This window comes from Luteibacter sp. UNC138MFCol5.1, assembly GCF_900110505.1.
Taxonomy (GTDB): Bacteria; Pseudomonadota; Gammaproteobacteria; order Xanthomonadales; family Rhodanobacteraceae; genus Luteibacter.
In genome coordinates this window covers 1-16381 of the sequence record NZ_FODZ01000001.1, presented here as the reverse complement: position 1 = coordinate 16381, position 16381 = coordinate 1, and the positions used below count along the sequence as shown (strand labels likewise).

Annotated in this window: 14 protein-coding genes; 7 read left to right on the top strand and 7 right to left on the bottom strand. The window is 67.8% G+C overall.

Translation table 11 applies throughout. The features are described from left to right. Window positions 1-145 precede the first annotated feature (145 nt). From BMY69_RS00070 to radC, 3 genes are all read right to left on the bottom strand, one after another. Entirely contained in the window at window positions 146-895 is a 750-nt protein-coding gene (locus BMY69_RS00070) for an SPOR domain-containing protein (RefSeq protein ID WP_090174871.1), read from the bottom strand. Next, window positions 896-2584, bottom strand: coding sequence for an arginine--tRNA ligase (gene argS, locus BMY69_RS00065; RefSeq protein ID WP_090174870.1), 1689 nt, complete (start codon window positions 2582-2584; stop codon window positions 896-898). A 446-nt stretch (window positions 2585-3030) separates the two neighbouring features. Then, entirely contained in the window at window positions 3031-3786 is a 756-nt protein-coding gene (gene radC, locus BMY69_RS00060) for a RadC family protein (RefSeq protein WP_090174869.1), read from the bottom strand. A gap of 158 nt (window positions 3787-3944) precedes the next feature. Between radC and coaBC the strand changes: the two genes are divergently transcribed. Genes coaBC through BMY69_RS00045 form a run of 3 tightly spaced genes read left to right on the top strand, consistent with a single transcriptional unit; the run spans window position 3945 to window position 7968 of the window. After that, entirely contained in the window at window positions 3945-5150 is a 1206-nt protein-coding gene (gene coaBC, locus BMY69_RS00055) for a bifunctional phosphopantothenoylcysteine decarboxylase/phosphopantothenate--cysteine ligase CoaBC (RefSeq protein WP_090174868.1), read from the top strand. Beyond that, window positions 5147-5602, top strand: coding sequence for a dUTP diphosphatase (gene dut / locus BMY69_RS00050; protein ID WP_090174867.1), 456 nt, complete (start codon window positions 5147-5149; stop codon window positions 5600-5602). Before coaBC ends, dut begins: the two co-directional genes overlap by 4 nt. A gap of 56 nt (window positions 5603-5658) precedes the next feature. Beyond that, window positions 5659-7968: a phosphomannomutase/phosphoglucomutase gene (locus BMY69_RS00045; RefSeq protein WP_090174866.1), complete on the top strand. Its 2310-nt coding sequence runs from the start codon at window positions 5659-5661 to the stop codon at window positions 7966-7968. 6 nt (window positions 7969-7974) lie between these two features. Here BMY69_RS00045 and BMY69_RS00040 read toward each other — a convergent pair whose 3' ends face one another. Further along, on the bottom strand, window positions 7975-8628 hold the full coding sequence (locus BMY69_RS00040) for a DUF4124 domain-containing protein (RefSeq protein WP_090174865.1): 654 nt from the start codon (window positions 8626-8628) through the stop codon (window positions 7975-7977). Between the two features lie 99 nt (window positions 8629-8727). Then, on the bottom strand, window positions 8728-9375 hold the full coding sequence (pyrE, locus tag BMY69_RS00035) for an orotate phosphoribosyltransferase (RefSeq protein ID WP_090174864.1): 648 nt from the start codon (window positions 9373-9375) through the stop codon (window positions 8728-8730). 111 nt (window positions 9376-9486) lie between these two features. Between pyrE and BMY69_RS00030 the strand changes: the two genes are divergently transcribed. From BMY69_RS00030 to BMY69_RS00020, 3 genes are all read left to right on the top strand, one after another. Then, window positions 9487-10257 carry an exodeoxyribonuclease III gene (locus BMY69_RS00030; protein ID WP_090174863.1) on the top strand — a complete coding sequence of 257 codons (771 nt, stop codon included), beginning with the start codon at window positions 9487-9489 and terminating at the stop codon, window positions 10255-10257. A 77-nt stretch (window positions 10258-10334) separates the two neighbouring features. Then, window positions 10335-11558, top strand: coding sequence for an AmpG family muropeptide MFS transporter (locus BMY69_RS00025; protein ID WP_090175531.1), 1224 nt, complete (start codon window positions 10335-10337; stop codon window positions 11556-11558). A 117-nt stretch (window positions 11559-11675) separates the two neighbouring features. After that, window positions 11676-11948, top strand: a complete 273-nt coding sequence (locus BMY69_RS00020) for a hypothetical protein (protein ID WP_255364421.1) — start codon at window positions 11676-11678, stop codon at window positions 11946-11948. On the opposite strand, the gene BMY69_RS00015 is transcribed toward BMY69_RS00020, so the two are convergent. Both BMY69_RS00015 and BMY69_RS00010 read right to left on the bottom strand, forming a co-directional pair. Further along, entirely contained in the window at window positions 11945-13072 is a 1128-nt protein-coding gene (locus tag BMY69_RS00015) for an anhydro-N-acetylmuramic acid kinase (RefSeq protein ID WP_090174861.1), read from the bottom strand. The genes BMY69_RS00020 and BMY69_RS00015 overlap by 4 nt on opposite strands. 3 nt (window positions 13073-13075) lie before the next feature. Further along, complete coding sequence (locus BMY69_RS00010) at window positions 13076-14569, bottom strand: OapA family protein (protein WP_090174860.1); 1494 nt, start codon at window positions 14567-14569, stop codon at window positions 13076-13078. A 181-nt stretch (window positions 14570-14750) separates the two neighbouring features. On the opposite strand from BMY69_RS00010, the gene tyrS reads away from it, so the two are divergent. Next, window positions 14751-15956 (top strand): tyrosine--tRNA ligase, encoded by a 1206-nt coding sequence (tyrS, locus tag BMY69_RS00005; protein WP_090174859.1) that lies wholly within the window; start codon window positions 14751-14753, stop codon window positions 15954-15956. The last annotated feature ends 425 nt before the right edge of the window (window positions 15957-16381 follow it).

Here is a 16381-nt window from a genome sequence, read left to right as displayed (position 1 = left end):
CTCCCTGGATACCCATCGGTTCGCGCAGGTCTACGCCGGGATCCCACTGGCGTCAACGGGCACGAAAGCGGCAACCGCGCGCCGTTCCTTGCAAAGAAAAAGACCGCCACGAGGGCGGTCTTTTCGTCGCGCGGGCCACGACGGATCAGCTGCCTTCTTTCAGGGCGATGGCGCTGATGCCGGCGGACTGCAGGCGCTGTTTCGTGCTCTCCAGATCGGTGGCCGACTTGAAGGGGCCGAGGCGGACGCGGTTGTAGGTCTGCGCACCGACCTTGACCGACTGAACGTTGGCCACGAAACCCTGCAGCGCGAGCTTTGCCTTGAGAGCCTCGGCATCCGCCGCGCTCGGGAACGCGCCCACCTGGAGCAGGTACCCGGAGCTGCCCGACGCCGCGGCTGGTGCCGGCTGCGACGGCGTCGCGGTCACCGTCTGCGTCGTCGCCTTCGGCAGGTTCGCCGCCGCGGCGGTCGTCTGCGCCTGCTGCTGCGCCTGCGCCTGTGCCTGTTGCGCCGCCGCGGCCTGTGCCTGCGCCTGCGCGGCCTGTTGCTGCTGCTTCTGCTGCGCTTCGGCGCTCGCCTGCGCCCGGATCTCGGCGTCGGGAATGCGGACCTCTTTCTCGGAGAGCACCGAATAGAAATCGTACGAGGGCTTCTTCGGCTTCTCCGCCTCGGCCTGGTCGACGACGCCCGGATCGCTGCCCTTCTGCGCGGTGGCCTGCGGGTTCGGTTCCGGGCCCTGGTGCTGGCGCATCATCGGCATCCACGTGCCGCGCATCGCGAAGGCCATGAGCAGGGCGCCGGCGAGGATGCCGATCAGCGCCCAGCTCCAGCCTGGCATGCCGCTCGAGCCGTTGCGGACGGCCTGGCGGCCCTTGCCCTTCTTGCGTGTTGCCATTTACATGCTCTCCGGGGCCGAAATGCCCAGCAGATCCAGACCGTTCCTGAGCACCTGCTGCGTGGCGGCCACCAGCGCGAGGCGCGCGTCACGCAGATCGGCGTCGTCGACGATCCATTTGTGCTCGTGATAGAAGCTGTGCAGCGCGCCCGCGAGTTCGCGCAGGTACTGCGCGATCAGGTGCGGTTCCAGGTTCGCCGCGGCGGACTCCACGATCTCGGGGTAGCGCGAGAGCTCGACCATCAGGATCGACTCGTGCTCCGTGTCGAGACGGCCAAGCTTCGCGATCCCGTTGCCGCGATCGGTCGCCAGGCCGCGCTCCGCCAGTTCGCGGAACACGCGGCTGGCGCGGGCGTGGGCGTACTGGATGTAGTAGACGGGGTTGTCGTTGCTCTGCGAGCGGGCGAGGTCGATGTCGAACACCAGCTGCGAATCGGCCTTGCGCGCGATCAGGAAATAACGCGTGGCGTCGCGGCCGGCCTCGTCGATGAGGTCGCGCAGCGTGACGTAGGAGCCGGCACGCTTGGAGATCTTCACCTCCTCGCCGCCGCGCATCACCGTCACCATCTGGTGCAGCACGTACTCGGGCCAGTTCTTCGGAATCCCGGTGTCCAGCGCCTGCAGGCCGGCCTTCACGCGGGCGAGCGAACCGTGGTGGTCGGAGCCCAGCTCGGTGATGGCGCGCTCATAGCCGCGCTGCCACTTGGTGCGGTGGTAGGCCACGTCGGGAAGGAAGTAGGTGAACGTGCCGTCGGACTTGCGCATGACGCGGTCCTTGTCGTCACCGAAGTCCGTCGAGCGCAGCCATAGCGCGCCGCCTTCCTCGTAGGTGTGGCCGTGGGCGACGAGTTCGCGAACGGTCTCGTCGACCTTGCCTTCGCCATATAGCGACGACTCGAGGTAGTAGACGTCGAAGCCGACGCCGAAGGCCTTGAGGTCGAGGTCCTGCTCGTGGCGCAGGTAAGCGACGGCGAAGCGGCGTACGTCGTCCAGGTTGTCGGCATCGCCGGTGGCGACGACGGTTTCGCCGTCGGCCTCGACCGATTCGCCGGCCAGGAAGGCACGCGCCACGTCGGCGATGTAGTCGCCACGGTAGCCGGATTCCGGCCAGCCCGCTTCGTCCGGGGCGATGCCCCTGGCGCGGGCCTGCGTGGAAAGCGCCAGGTTGGCGATCTGGACACCGGCGTCGTTGTAGTAGAACTCGCGGAACACTTTCCAGCCCGCCGCATCGAGAAGACGCGCGATGCTGTCACCGATGGCCGCCGCGCGGCCGTGGCCGACGTGCAGCGGGCCCGTCGGGTTGGCCGACACGAACTCCACGCCCGCGGTGCGGCCGGCGCCATCGCGGTTGCGGCCGTAGCGGTCGGTTTCCGCGAGGGCGCGCTCGATCTCCGCGTGGAACGCGGCCGGCGCCAGCGAGAAATTGATGAAGCCCGGTCCGGCGATCTCCACCTTGCCCACCCGGACCGAGGCCGGCATGGCCTCGACGAGATCGGTCGCGATGTCGCGCGGCTTCCGGCCGGCGGACTTGGCCATCATCATCGCCGCGTTGGTCGCGAAATCGCCGTGCTCGCGGTTGCGGGTCCGCTCGATCACGAAATCCGGGGCCACGAAGTCGGACGGCAGTTTGCCGGACTCCCGCAATGCGCCGATGGCCTGCAGGACGAGTTGTTTCAGCTCTTGTTTCACGGGATGGGCGACGCGGATATGGAACCGGCAATCCTATCAGATGGCGCGCGGCCGTCGGCCGGCCGGGGGAGCCCGTCCATCCACAGCCTGTGGATAACTCTGTGGGCAAGACGGAGCCGCCAGGACGGCGACAGGCAGGTACGCATCGTGACATGACCCTGCAACACATGAAAATCATTTAAATCAATGCATTGCAATCCTGACTTGCGCCGGGACAGCAACTGTGACGGCCAAGTGGGAAAAAGCGCCCGTGTGCATAACTTCGACGGCGCAGTGGCGAAGCAGGCGCGAAAGCGGCACGTCACGGCGCTGTCATCGCTCATCGTCACAATGTCTCTCGTGCCCGGTGTCTCCCCGGCCCAACGGCACGACGGTCGCCCACCCCTCCCTCGAAAGGTGACCCCCAGACGGCGCGAGCGGCACTCGCGCCGTCTTTTTTTGGCCGCTCAGCGGCTCCTGGCCAGCAGCAGGCCCCGCTCCGCCATGGAAACGGGTTCGCCCCGTCCCACCACGATGTGATCGAGCACGCGAATGTCCATCAGGGCGAGCGCGTCGACCAGGACCTGCGTGATGTCGCGGTCGGCCCGGCTGGGCTCCGGGACGCCCGAGGGGTGGTTGTGGGCGAGGATGACCGCGCTGGCGTGATGGCGCAGGCATGCGCGTACCACCTCGCGGGGATAGACGCTGGCACCGTCGATGGTGCCGCGGAACAGTTCCTCATACGCGAGGACCCGATGCCTGGTGTCCAGGAAGAGGCAGGCGAACACCTCGTGCGACAGGTGACTCAGTCGCGCCTGCAGGTACTGCGCACTGTCGCGCGGGCTCTCGATGCGGGGCAGGTCGGTCAGTCCTTCGCCCAGGGCGCGACGCGCCAGCTCCAGGGCGGCGACCAGCCGCGCCCGCTTTACCGGGCCGACTCCCGGCACGGGCGGCAGGTGGTCCGGCTCGGCGAGGAGGCGGCCGAGGCTACCCGCGCGGGAAAGCAGGGCGCGCCCCGTCGCGACGGCGTCGCAGCCCGCCGTGCCGTTGCCGATCAGAACGGCCAGTAGCTCGGCGTCGGACAGCGCCGCCGCACCGTGCGCGTACAGCCGCTCCCGCGGCCGGTCGTTGGCGGCCCATTGCCGGATCGGCGGCTGGCGATACGCGACGGGTGGCACGGTGGCATCGCGGACCGTGGAGGGCGGATTCGTGGGCGACTTCATGGCTTCCCTTCGATGAGGGCCGCACGGGGGTTGCGGCACGATGTACAAGGTAGGGTTGCGATCGCGATGTGGCGATAGAACGATTCTGAAAAATCGCTCCGGAAGTGCGATGGTGGAAATCCGTTAAGCTAACGTGCCTTCCGAACCGCCGTCCCGCCATGAGCCTTCGCCAGCGTCGCATCCTGATTGGCGTTACCGGTGGTATCGCCGCGTACAAGATCTGCGAACTCGTGCGGCGCCTCCGCGACCTCGAGGCCGAGGTGCGCGTCGTGATGACCGAAGGCGCCACGCATTTCGTCACGCCCACCACCTTCCAGGCACTTTCCGGCCAGCCGGTGCGGGTGAGCCTGTGGGACGAGCAGGGCGAGGCCGCGATGGGGCATATCGAGCTCGCCCGCTGGGCCGAGCGCGTCCTGATCGCGCCCGCGAGCGCCGACACCATCGCGCGCCTGGCGCACGGCCATGCCGACGACCTTCTGACGACGGTCGTGCTGGCCACCGCGGCGCCGGTGTACGTGGCGCCTGCGATGAACCAGCAGATGTGGGCGAACCTCGCCGTGCAGGCCAACGTCGGCACGCTTCGCGTCCGCGGCGTCGGCGTCCTGGGCCCAGCCGACGGCGACCAGGCCTGCGGGGACATCGGCTCCGGCCGCATGCTGGAACCGCACGAACTGCGCGACATCCTCGTGGCGTCGTTCGGCGAGCAACCGCTGCGCGGTCGGCGCGTCGTCGTCAGCGCCGGCCCGACGTATGAAGACATCGATCCCGTGCGCTTTATCGGCAATCGGAGCTCCGGTCGCATGGGCTTCGCGGTCGCCGCCGCGGCGCGCGACGCGGGGGCGTCGGTGACGCTGGTGGCCGGCCCTGTGTCGCTTCCCACGCCGCCGGGCGTCGAGCGCGTCGACGTCCGCAGCGCGCGCCAGATGCACGACGCCGTCGTGGCGGCGTGCGCGGGTGCCGACATCTACATCGGCGCGGCGGCGGTGGGCGACTATCGCCCCGTCGAAGCGGCGGACCACAAGCTGAAGAAGGCGGGCGGCGTGCCGCTGCGCCTCGAGCTCACCGAAAACCCGGATATCATCGCGGCGCTCGCCGCTCAGTCCGTGCGCCCGTACCTCGTCGGCTTCGCCGCGGAGACCCGCGACATCGAGGGGTACGCGCAGGGCAAGCTGGCCCGCAAGGGCATCGACATGATCGCGGCGAACGATGTCACGAGCGGCAAGGGTTTCGAGGTGGCGGACAACGCGCTGCACGTCTACTGGCATGGCGGTGACGAAGCGCTTCCCGAGATGCCCAAGACCGAACTGGCCCACCGGCTCGTCGCGCTCATCGCCGAACGATTCCTCACCGGAACCACGCCTTGATAGACATCGAACTGAAGATCCTCGATCCGCGCCTGGGCAGCTCCATTCCGCTGCCGGAACCGGCCACCGCGGGCAGCGCGGGCATGGACCTGCGCGCGGCGGTGGATGCGCCGCTGACGCTGGTACCGGGAGAGAGCGTGCTGGTGCCCTCGGGACTGGCGATCCACATCGGCGATCCGGCATGGTGCGCACTGATCGTGCCGCGCTCCGGCCTGGGTCATAAGCAGGGACTCGTGATGGGCAACCTCGTCGGCGTCATCGACGCGGACTACCAGGGCCCGTTGATGATCTCGTGCTGGAACCGCGGAAGCGCGCCGGTGACCATCGCGCCCGGCGACCGGATTGCGCAATTATTGCTCGTGCCGGTCGGCCGAGCGCGCCTCCGGGTGGTAGAAGGGTTCACCCCCTCGCAGCGGGGCGAGGGAGGATTCGGCTCGACGGGTGTTGGCTGATTCTGCCGGGGTAGCGAAGGGGCGACATGGCATCGAAAGAGGGAGGGGCGGGACGCATGTCCCGTGTGGATCTGCGACGTTTGCTGCCCCTGGCGGGCGCGACGTTGCTGCTCGTCGCCGGCGTTTTCTGCGCATGGCAGACCTGGCTGATCGCCGATGAGGGAAGTGCCGCCGAACGCACGCATGCGGCCCAGCGGGACACCACGCGTGAACTCGGCGCGCTGATCGCGGGCAAGCGCGAGGCCCTGCAGCGCGCACTCGTGGCGGGCGGCATCGCGACGTCCATCGACGATCACGCCGCGGCCGCGGAACGGCTGCGCGCCGCGCTCCCTTCCGTCCGCGTCGTCGAGGTCTACAGCGGCGGCCTGGACGAGGTGGTGCGTGCCAACTACCGGGAGTTCGGCTACGCGAAGGCCGCGCAGCTCATGGCCGCCCTGGGCGGCAGCGGACCGCCGCGGGCGTCCACGTCGCTGAAGGACGGCGAGCGACGGCTATCCATGGTCGAGCCGGTGGCGGGCGAGGGCACGGTTCGCGCCTGGATCTGGCTCGAATACCCCTTCGACGACATCGCGGCCCGGTTCGATGCCGCGTCGCCGGGCGGTGGCCGCCTCGAGCTGCGTCAGGGCGAGGGGCGCGAGAGCCTGCGCCTGCTGGACGTCGGTTCCCGGTCCGCCGAACTCGAAGCCGAAGGGCAGCGTGTGGAGGGCACGTCGCTCTTCGTGTTCGCCGCGATGCCCAAGGCCTTCATCGTCATTCCGCACTCGGAGGCGCTCGGCGCGTTGCTGTCGCTGGTGGGACTCGGCGGTGGCGCCTTACTGCTCTGGGGGCTGCGTCGCCGCCCGGCCGTCGAACCCGAGGCGATGCCCGAGCCGGACGTGATGGTGGCCGACATCGTGCGCAAGCCGAGGCTGCCCCCGACGCCCACGCCGGCCGCCGTCGTGGCGCCCACGCCCGTCGCCGCTCCGCCGGCCGGCGAGCCGTCGCTCGATCCGGCGATTTTCCGCGCGTACGACATCCGCGGCGTGGTCGGTAAGACGCTCACCGCCGACATCGCCCATCGCATCGGCCAGGCCATCGGCGCGCGCATGCTCGACGCCGACCTCCGCGAGATCGTCGTCGGGCGCGACGGGCGGCTCTCCGGTGCCGAGCTGGCCCACGCCCTGTCGGACGGCCTGCGGGCCGCCGGCATCGACGTGATCGACCTCGGCATGGTGCCGACACCGGTCGTCTACTTCGCCGCGTACCACTTCGGCACGGGTTGCGCCGTCTCGGTCACGGGCAGCCACAATCCGGCCGACCACAACGGCTTCAAGATCGTGATCGGCGGCGAGACGCTCTCCGAAGACGCGATCGCCGACCTGCATCGGCGCATCGTGGCGGGCAATCTGCCCAGCGACGGCGTGGGCACCTGGCGCGAGCAGTCGGCGACCGAGGCATACGTGGCCCGCATCGCCGGCGACGTCGCCGCCGAGCGGCGCCTCAAGGTCGTCGTCGACGCCGGCAACGGCGTGGCGGGGGCGGTGGCCCCGCGCGTGCTCGAGGACATCGGTTGTGAAGTGATCCCGTTGTACTGCGATGTCGACGGTCAGTTCCCGAACCACCATCCCGATCCATCCGATCCGCGCAACCTCGCCGACCTCATCGCCGCCGTGCACACGATCGGCGCCGACCTCGGCATCGCGTTCGACGGCGACGGCGACCGGCTGGGCGTCGTGACGCAGGCGGGCGAGATCGTGTGGCCCGATCGCCTGCTGATGCTCTTCGCGCAGGACGTGCTCGCACGCAATCCCGGCGCCACGATCATCTACGACGTGAAGTGCACCGGCCACCTGCGTGGCGTGATCCAGCAGTCGGCCGGCGTGCCGCTGATGTGGCGCACGGGGCACTCGCTGATGAAGGCCAAGCTGCGCGAGACGGGCGCGGCGCTCGCCGGCGAGATGAGCGGCCACTTCTTCTTCGCCGACAACAATCGCTGGTACGGTTTCGACGACGGTATCTACGCCGCGGCGCGCCTGCTCGAGATCGTCGCCGGCGACGTGGAGGAACGCAGCGTGGCGGAGCTGTTCGACACGCTGCCCAAGAGCGTCTCGACACCCGAACTGCGTCTGCCCATGGAAGAGGGCGCGCACTTCCGTTTCATGGACGCGTTCCGCGCGTCGGCGACGTTCGACGATGCGCGGATCACGACGATCGATGGTGTTCGCGTGGACTGGGCGGACGGCTTCGGACTTGTCCGGGCGTCCAATACGTCGCCCGCACTCATCTTCCGGTTCGATGCCGATAGCGCCAGGAGTCTCGAGCGCATCAAGCAATCGTTCCGCCAGCGCGTGCTGGCGGTCGACAAGTCCCTCGCGTTGCCTTTCTAGCGGCGGCTACTGCGGGCCGCTCGCGGCGCTGGCGGCCTTCAGTTCCCTGTAGTGGCGGAGCTGGGCGTCCAGGCTGGCCTTGGCCGATTCCTTCGCCGCGAGCTGGCGCTGCAGCGTGGTACGCAGCGACGCCACCGTGTTGCGCTGCTCGGCGATGCGGTCGTTGAGGTACTTGGGCACCGGCTGCTTCGCGCGTTCGAGGTCGCCGGCGCGGGCGAGGAGATCGGCGAGGGCCTTCTCCTGCCCCTGCAGATTGAGGCGCGTGGTGCGCGCCGCCTGCTCGAAGTTGTCGAGCTCGGCGCCCTTCGCCGCCGCGAAGGCGGCCTCGTTCGGGTACGCGTTGAGCATCTGGGCGTCTTCGCGCTGGCGCTGCTGCTGAGCCTGCAGCGCCGCCGCCTGGGCGTCGGCCACTTTCCGCGCCGCGGCGCGTTCGTCGGCCGTCAGCTGGCGATCCACATGGCGGACGACCATGCCCTGGGCGTTGACGATGTCGTAGCCGGCCTTCATCGCCTCCGGCGAGAGGCTGTCGCTGAAATACGAATGCCCGGTGGCATCCTTCCAGCGATACCGGTAGGCGTTGTTGTTCGTGGTGTTCTGGGCGAACGCGGCCGTGCCGATGCACAGGGCCGCCCCCGCCAGGATGTATCGCGCTGCTCGCATGCTTTCCCCTCCTGTCGACGAAGTATAGCCAGCGCGGGCAGGCGGATTGCGCGCGGCCGGCAAGCCGCGCCGGCCGCGTGACGCAATCGCCGTTTTCCCTCAGCCGCTCACGCCGTAGCGGTCGCGGTAGGCCACCAGCCGGCCATGTTCGGCGGCGAGTTCGGGCCGTTCGCCGGCGTAGGCCAGCACGTCGGCCAGGCTGGCGATGGCGATCACGGGGATGCCGAACTGGGCCGCGACTTCCTGGGCGGCGGAGCGGTCGCCCTGGCCGCGCTCCTGGCGATCGAGCGCGATGAGCACGCCCGCGGGCTCGGCGCCCTGCGCGCGGATCAGTTCCAGGGATTCGCGCACGGCGGTGCCGGCGGTCATCACGTCGTCGACGATCAGCACGCGGCCTTTCAGCGGCGCGCCGACCAGCGTGCCGCCTTCGCCGTGATCCTTGGCCTCCTTGCGGTTGTAGGCCCAGGGCACGTCGCGGTCCTGGGTGTCGGCCAGCGCGATCGCCGTGGCGGCGGCGAGGGCGATGCCCTTGTACGCCGGGCCGAACAGCATGTCGAAGGGGACGCCCGAGCGCACCGCCGCCTCGGCGTACGAGCGCCCCAGGCGGGCCAGCGCGGCCCCCGAGTCGATCCGGCCCATGTTGAAGAAGTACGGGCTGCTGCGTCCCGACTTCAGGGTGAACTCGCCGAAGCGGAGGACGTCGCGGGCGAGGGTGAGTTCGATGAATTCGCGTTGGTAGTCGTGCACGGGCGATCTCGGGCGGGAGCGATGGGAGACCGCCATGGTACAGCCGGGTCCGAGGGGCGGCCCACCCGCGGGTTATCATGGGCGGATCGCCGAACGCATCGACAGGGCCCCATGCGCATCATTTCGTTGAACGCCAACGGTATCCGCTCCGCCGCCACCAAGGGCGTGTTCGAGTGGCTTCGCAAGCAGGACGCCGACGTCGTCTGCCTGCAGGAAACCAAATCGCAGGAATCGCAGCTCACCGACCCGATGTTCCGGCCCGACGGTCACCATTGCTTCTACCACGACGCCCGCAGCAAGAAGGGCTACAGCGGCGTGGCCATCTATTCGAAACGCGAGCCGGACGAAGTGCGCGTGTCGCTCGGCCGCGAGGACTTCGACTGCGAGGGCCGCTACATCGAGGCCCGCTACGGCAACCTGAGCGTCGTCTCGTTCTACATCCCGTCGGGATCGTCCGGCGACGAACGGCAGCAGTACAAGTTCCGGGTGATGGAGTGGCTGACGCCGATCCTGCGCGAGTGGGCCGCCAGCGGCCGCGACTACGTGCTGTGCGGCGACTGGAACATCGTCCACACGAAGAACGACATCAAGAACTGGACCTCGAACCAGAAGAATTCGGGCTGCCTGCCCGAGGAACGCGCCTGGCTCGACCTGCTGTTCAACGAGATCGGCTGGGTGGACAGCTTCCGCGCCATCAAGCCCGACGCCGTCGAGTACACCTGGTGGTCGAACCGGGGCCAGGCACGGGCGAACAACGTGGGGTGGCGGATCGATTACCAGATCGTCACCCCCAGCCTGCGCGACCGCCTGCGCGACTGCTCGATCTACCGCGACGAGCGCTTCTCGGACCATGCGCCGTTCACCGTGGACTACGCCGAGTGAGCAGCGGCGGGGAGGCCGCGCGCTACAAGGGCTGGCATGGTCTGTTCGCGGCGTTCGCCCAGCCGGGCGCGGTCATCATGCTGTTCTTCGGCCTCGCTTCGGGGCTGCCGTTCCTGCTGGTGGGCAACACGCTGTCGGCGTGGCTGAAGGAATCCGGCGTCGATTATGGCGCCATCGGCATCGCCAGCTATGTCACGTTCGCCTACAACTTCAAGTTCCTCTGGGCGCCCGTGGTCGACAGGTTCCGGCTGCCGATCTTCGGGCGCCTCGGCCTGCGCCGTGGCTGGCTGATGTTCGCGATCCTGTTGCTCGGTGCCGGGCTGCTGGGCATGGCGGCGATGCCACCCACCGCGTCGCTGCCGCGGTTCATGGGCATGACGTTGATCGCGGCCATCGCGGGAGCGACGATCGACATCGTCGTGGACGCGTACCGCGTGGAGATCGCGCCGCAGGAAGCGCAGGGCGCCCTGGCCGCCACGTACACGCTCGGCTATCGGCTCGGGCTGATCGCCGGCGGCGCGGGCATCCTGATCGTGGCGGACGCGTTCGGCTGGCAGGGCGGGTACGTGGCCATCTGCGCGCTGCTCGTGGTGCCCTTCGTCACGGTGCTCGTGGCACGCGAACCCGAGCATCGGGTGCGTGAGCGAGTGCCCCTGCGCGTCGCGGTGCAGGAAGGCTTCGTCGGGCCGTTCCGCGATTTCCTCGCGCGGTTCGGTGCGCCCCTGGCCCTTGGCCTGCTCCTGTTCGTGGCGCTGTTCCGGCTGCCGGACCAGATGCTCGGTGTGATGGCGTATCCGTTCTATCTCGACGCGGGATTCAGCAAGACGCAGATCGCCGAGGTCTCGAAGGTCTACGGCGTGGTCATCGGCATCCTCGGCGCGCTGCTGGGCGGCTGGGCCGTCGTGCGTTTCGAGATGCGCCGGCTGCTCGTGGTCGCCGCCATCGGCGTGGCGCTGTCGAACATGCTCTATCTGCTTATGGCCGCGAATCCCGGCCAGACGTGGGCCTTCGTCGCCACGCTTTCCGGCGACAACTTCGCGCAGGGCTTCGCCGGGCCGGTGCTGGTGGCCTTCATGTCCGGCCTGGTCAACCGCAGCTTCACGGCCACGCAGTACGCGCTGCTGAGCGCGCTGGCGAACCTTCCGGGCAAGGTCATCGGTGGATTCTCGGGATTCCTCGTCAAGGATTCGGGCTACGCGTCGCTCTTCGTGGTCAGTACCGTCTCGATCGTGCCGACGCTCATCGTGCTGGCGTGGCTGTGGAAACGGATGCCGCGGCCTGAAGGCGGCGACGCGACGTAAGCCGAATGGCCGATCTTCGCGTCATGCCAGAAATGTGTACCATCGGCCCCACAGGGGGCATGCGCGAGGAGGGTCACGCACGTGCCAGATATAGTGGTGAGACATATCGACGAGCAGATGGCCGAGCGGATCAAGACGCTCGCCCGTGAACGGCGCTGGTCGATCAACGAAGTCATTCTGCACGCGTTGCGCTACGGGCTCGGTCTGAGCCCGGGCGACGTGTTCAACGAGCTTTTGCTCGAACCGGGGGACATCGCGCATCTGACGGGTGCGTGGGACGCCGAGGAACAGGCCGCGTTCCAGGAAGCACTGTCCGCGCTGGCGCAGGCGTCGCCGTCGACGCTGGCCGATGCCGGTGCGCGGCCGGTGAAGGCTCCGGAGACGTTCTAGCGCGATTCCTGCGGTGCGGCGTAAACCGCACCCAGCAAGCGAAGGCCCCGCGCACCGGTCACCGCCGGAAGATTCCCCGGCTCGCCGCGGACGCGGCGATACGCCAGCCATGCGAAGGCCATCGCCTCCATCTGGTCGGGATCCATGCCGAATTCGGCGCTCGAACGCAACACGCGACCTTCGAGGCGCGCCGTGAGCGCACGCATCAGTGCCGTATTGTGCACCCCGCCGCCGCATGCGACGACGTCGACGGCGTCCGGCGCGTAACGCGCGATGGCGTCGCCGATCGAGGCCGCGCTCAACGCCAGCAGCGTCGCCTGCACGTCCTCTGGACTCAGATCGGCCACGCGCGGATGTTCGTCGAGCCACGCCAGATGGAAGTGTTCCCTGCCGGTGCTCTTGGGCGGGTCGAGCACGAAATAGGCGTCGTCGAGCAGCTCGGCCAGCAAGGCGGCGTCGACCGTACCCGAGGCCGCGAAAACGCCGTCGCGATCGAAGGCTTCGCCGCGGTGGCGAAGGCACCAGGCGTCCATCAGTCCGTTGGCCGGACCGGTGTCGAAACCCGTGACGTCGCCCTCGGGCGTCAATCGCGTGACGTTGGCGATCCCGCCGAGGTTGAGCACGACGCGCGAGCCCTTCGACGGACGCAACACCGTGGCGTGGAAGGCGGGTACGAGGGGCGCGCCCTGACCACCGGCGGCGACATCCGCGCGGCGGAAGTCGGCCACGGTGTCGATGCCGCTGCGCTCCGCGATCACCGAGGCATCGCCGATCTGCAGGGTGAACGGGTGCGTGCCCGACGGGCGGTGGCGGATGGTCTGCCCGTGCGAGCCGATGGCGGTAACGGACGATGCCGGCACGCCGGCCTTCGCGATCACGGCGCGGGCGGCATCGGCGAACGCCATCCCCACGGCGACGTCGAGGCGCCCGTAGGCGTCGAGGTCGAGACGGAGCTCGTTCTGCGCGACCGCGAGGATCCTCGCGCGGAGCGCGTCCTCCCAGGGATGCGTCAGGCCCGCGACGAGTGCGGGCCGTCCGTCGGTGAAACGGACCAGGGCCGCATCGATGCCGTCGGCGCTGGTGCCGGAGATGAGGCCGAGGTAGAGGCCGTCCGTGGTCGCCACGGATCAGCCGCCGTCGTTCTTCGCGGTCTCGTTGCGGGCGAGCTTCGTGTTGTTGTCCACCTGGTTCAGGCGAGCGAGCTGCGGTCCGACGATCTCTTTCTTGAACTTCGCCAGCTGCGCGGCGGGGAGCGGCTCCGGCTTCGGCAGCGTGACCGTCTGCGGATCGCGCTGCGCGTTGTTGACGCGGAATTCGTAGTGCAGGTGCGGGCCGGTGGCGAGGCCGGTCATGCCGACGTAGCCGATGGTGCTGCCCTGGCTGACGCGCTGGCCGACGCGCAGGTTCGCGAAGCGCGACATGTGGCCGTAGGCGGTGCTGATCGACGCGTTGTGCTGGATCACGACGAAGTTGCCGTAGCCGTTCATCCAGCCACGGAACTTGACGACGCCGTCGCCGGCCGCGTGGATCGGCGTGCCCGAGGGAGCGGCGTAATCGACGCCCTTGTGCGCGCGCATCTTGCCGAGGATCGGGTGCATGCGGCCCGCGCTGAACTGCGACGAGATGCGCGTGAAGTCGACCGGGATGCGCAGGAACGAACCCTGCAGAGGACGGCCTTCCTCGCTGTAGTAACCCACCTTGTCGCCGTTCTTGTAACGGTACGCGGTGTAGCGCTTGCCCTGGTTGATGAACTCGGCGGCGACGATGTCGCCTTCGCGCATGAACGCGCCGTCGCTATAGACGTCGTCGTAGACGACGGTGAAGTTGTCGCCGACGCGGAGATCCTGCACGAAGTCGATGTCGAACTTGAAGACCTCGGCGAGCTTCAGGACCATCGCGTTGCTCATGCCGGCCTTCGACGCCGCGCCGAACAGCGAGCTGTCGATGAGGCCGTGCGCGATGTGCTCGCGACGCTGCACGTCGCGCTTCTGCGTGGTGAGTTCGGCCTTGCCGCTCGTGAAACGCAGCGTGGCGACGCTCGTTTCGTCCTGGTCGAACCGCACGCCCTCAAGCGTGTGGTCGGCGTTGACGAGGAACTGGAATTCCTGGCCGGGCTTGATCTGGTGGAAGACCTTCGTGCCGCCGGCGGCGTCGATGACGCGTTGCAGATCGGTCATCGACAAGCCCTGCGCGACGAAGATGTCCGCGAGCGTCTGGCCGGGTTGCACCTGCACGGTGTTCCAGGTTTCCACCGGCGGGAGGGGCTTCACGCTGGCGGGATCGAGGCGCGGCACGGCGAGCGGCACGACGGCGAGGGCGACGTTCGACTGCACGTCGGGGCGCGGGATGTCCGTGTTGACGCGTGGCAGCGCGGTGGCGACGGTTTCCTTGCGCATCGCGCCGGCCCAGGCCGGAATCACGAGTGCCGAAAGGATGACCAGAAAGAAAGCGGTGCCGGCGAGGATCCAGCGCTCGCGCGACCAGCTCAGCGGCTCGGCCGACGCGTTGCGACTGAAGGACCAGTGGGCGCGGCTGTCGTAGAAGTGCGAATGACGGCGCTGCGCCTTGCGCCGGATGGCCTGCTTGCGAGCGCTGTGCGCTCCGCGGTTCACATCACCCATTGTCTTTATTGTATCCGCTCGCCCCGAGTTGTCGCGTACCATAACGGCCATGTGCAAAGGCCGTCAACGCCTTTTCCATCAAGGCTTTGCATCACATCTTGCGGTTAACGCACAATTAACCCCCACGGCGTTTTCACACACGAATGTGAAGGCCGTCGATCCCCCTATATAGAGAGCAAGCATGAACGAGCTGGAGCAGGCCCTGGCACTGATCGCCCGCGGCGCCGACGAGATCATCAAGAAGGAAGACCTCGAGGCTCGCCTGAAGACCGGGCGCCCCCTGCGCATCAAGGCGGGGTTCGATCCGACGGCGCCGGACCTGCACATCGGCCATACCGTGCTGCTCAACAAGATGCGCCAGTTCCAGGACCTCGGGCACCAGGTGATCTTCCTGATCGGCGACTTCACGGGAATGATCGGCGACCCGACCGGCAAGAACGTGACGCGCAAGCCGCTGACCCGCGAGGACGTGCTGGCGAACGCGGAAACCTACGCCGAGCAGGTCTACAAGGTGCTCGACCGCGAAAAGACCGAACTGCGCTTCAATTCCGAGTGGTTCGGCAAGATGGGCGCCGCCGACATGATTCGCCTGGCCGCGCAGCACACGGTGGCGCGCATGCTCGAGCGCGACGACTTCGCCAAGCGCTACAAGGCCGAGCAGCCCATCGCCATCCATGAATTCCTCTATCCGCTGGTGCAGGGTTACGACTCCGTCGCCCTCGAGGCGGATGTCGAACTCGGCGGCACGGACCAGAAGTTCAACCTGCTGATGGGGCGCGCCCTTCAGGAACATCACGGCCAGGCGCCGCAGATCGTGCTGACCATGCCGCTGCTCGAGGGACTGGACGGCGTGGCCAAGATGTCCAAGTCGCTGGGCAACTACATCGGCATCAACGAGCCGGCGATCGACATCGTCACCAAGACGATGAAGATCGGCGACGACCTCATGTGGCGCTGGTTCGAGCTGCTCAGCTTCGAGGTGTCGCTCGACGAGCTGGCGACCATGAAGGCGGATATCGCCTCCGGCGCGCTGAACCCGCGCGACGCCAAGCTGAGGCTCGCGCGCGAGTTGGCCACGCGTTTCCACGACGCGGGCGCCGCCGAACAGGCCATCGCCGGCTGGCATGCGGTGGTGCGCGGGGAGGGCGATACCTCGCTCCTGCCGCTCACCGACATCGCGGCGCCTGCCGAAGGCTTCCGTCTGGCCGCCCTTTTGACGGCCGCGGGCGTCACGCCGAGCAATTCGGAAGCGAACCGGAAGCTGAAAGAGCGCGCGGTGCGCATCGATGGCGAGGTCGTGGAGGACGCTTCGCGGGTCTTCACGGCCGGATTCGAGGGCGTGCTCCAGGTCGGCAAACGAAACTTCGCGCGTATCCGGCTGATTTAACGCAGGTTTCAAAAAAACTTCACGAAAGGGGTTGCGGCATTCTTAGGAATCCGTATTATTCGCCTCCCCGCAGCGGCCCACGTCGAAAGACGAACGCTACGGCAGCTGTATCGCCTGGTCGGCGACCTCGAAAAAAAGTTTCACGAGGGTGTTGACGGAAACGAAAAACGATATAGAATGGGCGGCTCACCTCGGGACGAAATGTTCAGAGGGCATCAACGAAAGATGATGCAAGTGATTGATCTTTGACAGTGTGCGCAGGTGAATTGTGTGGACGCCTTGCGGTGGATTGACGATGTCAACCAAATGCAAGTGTCCCACTAGAAAGAAGTCAGCAATGAGTTTTTTCTTGTTGGGGTTAAACACTTCAGAAAGATAGATCGTCTTTTAGACGGTCGAAAACTTAAGTGAAGAGTTTGATCCTG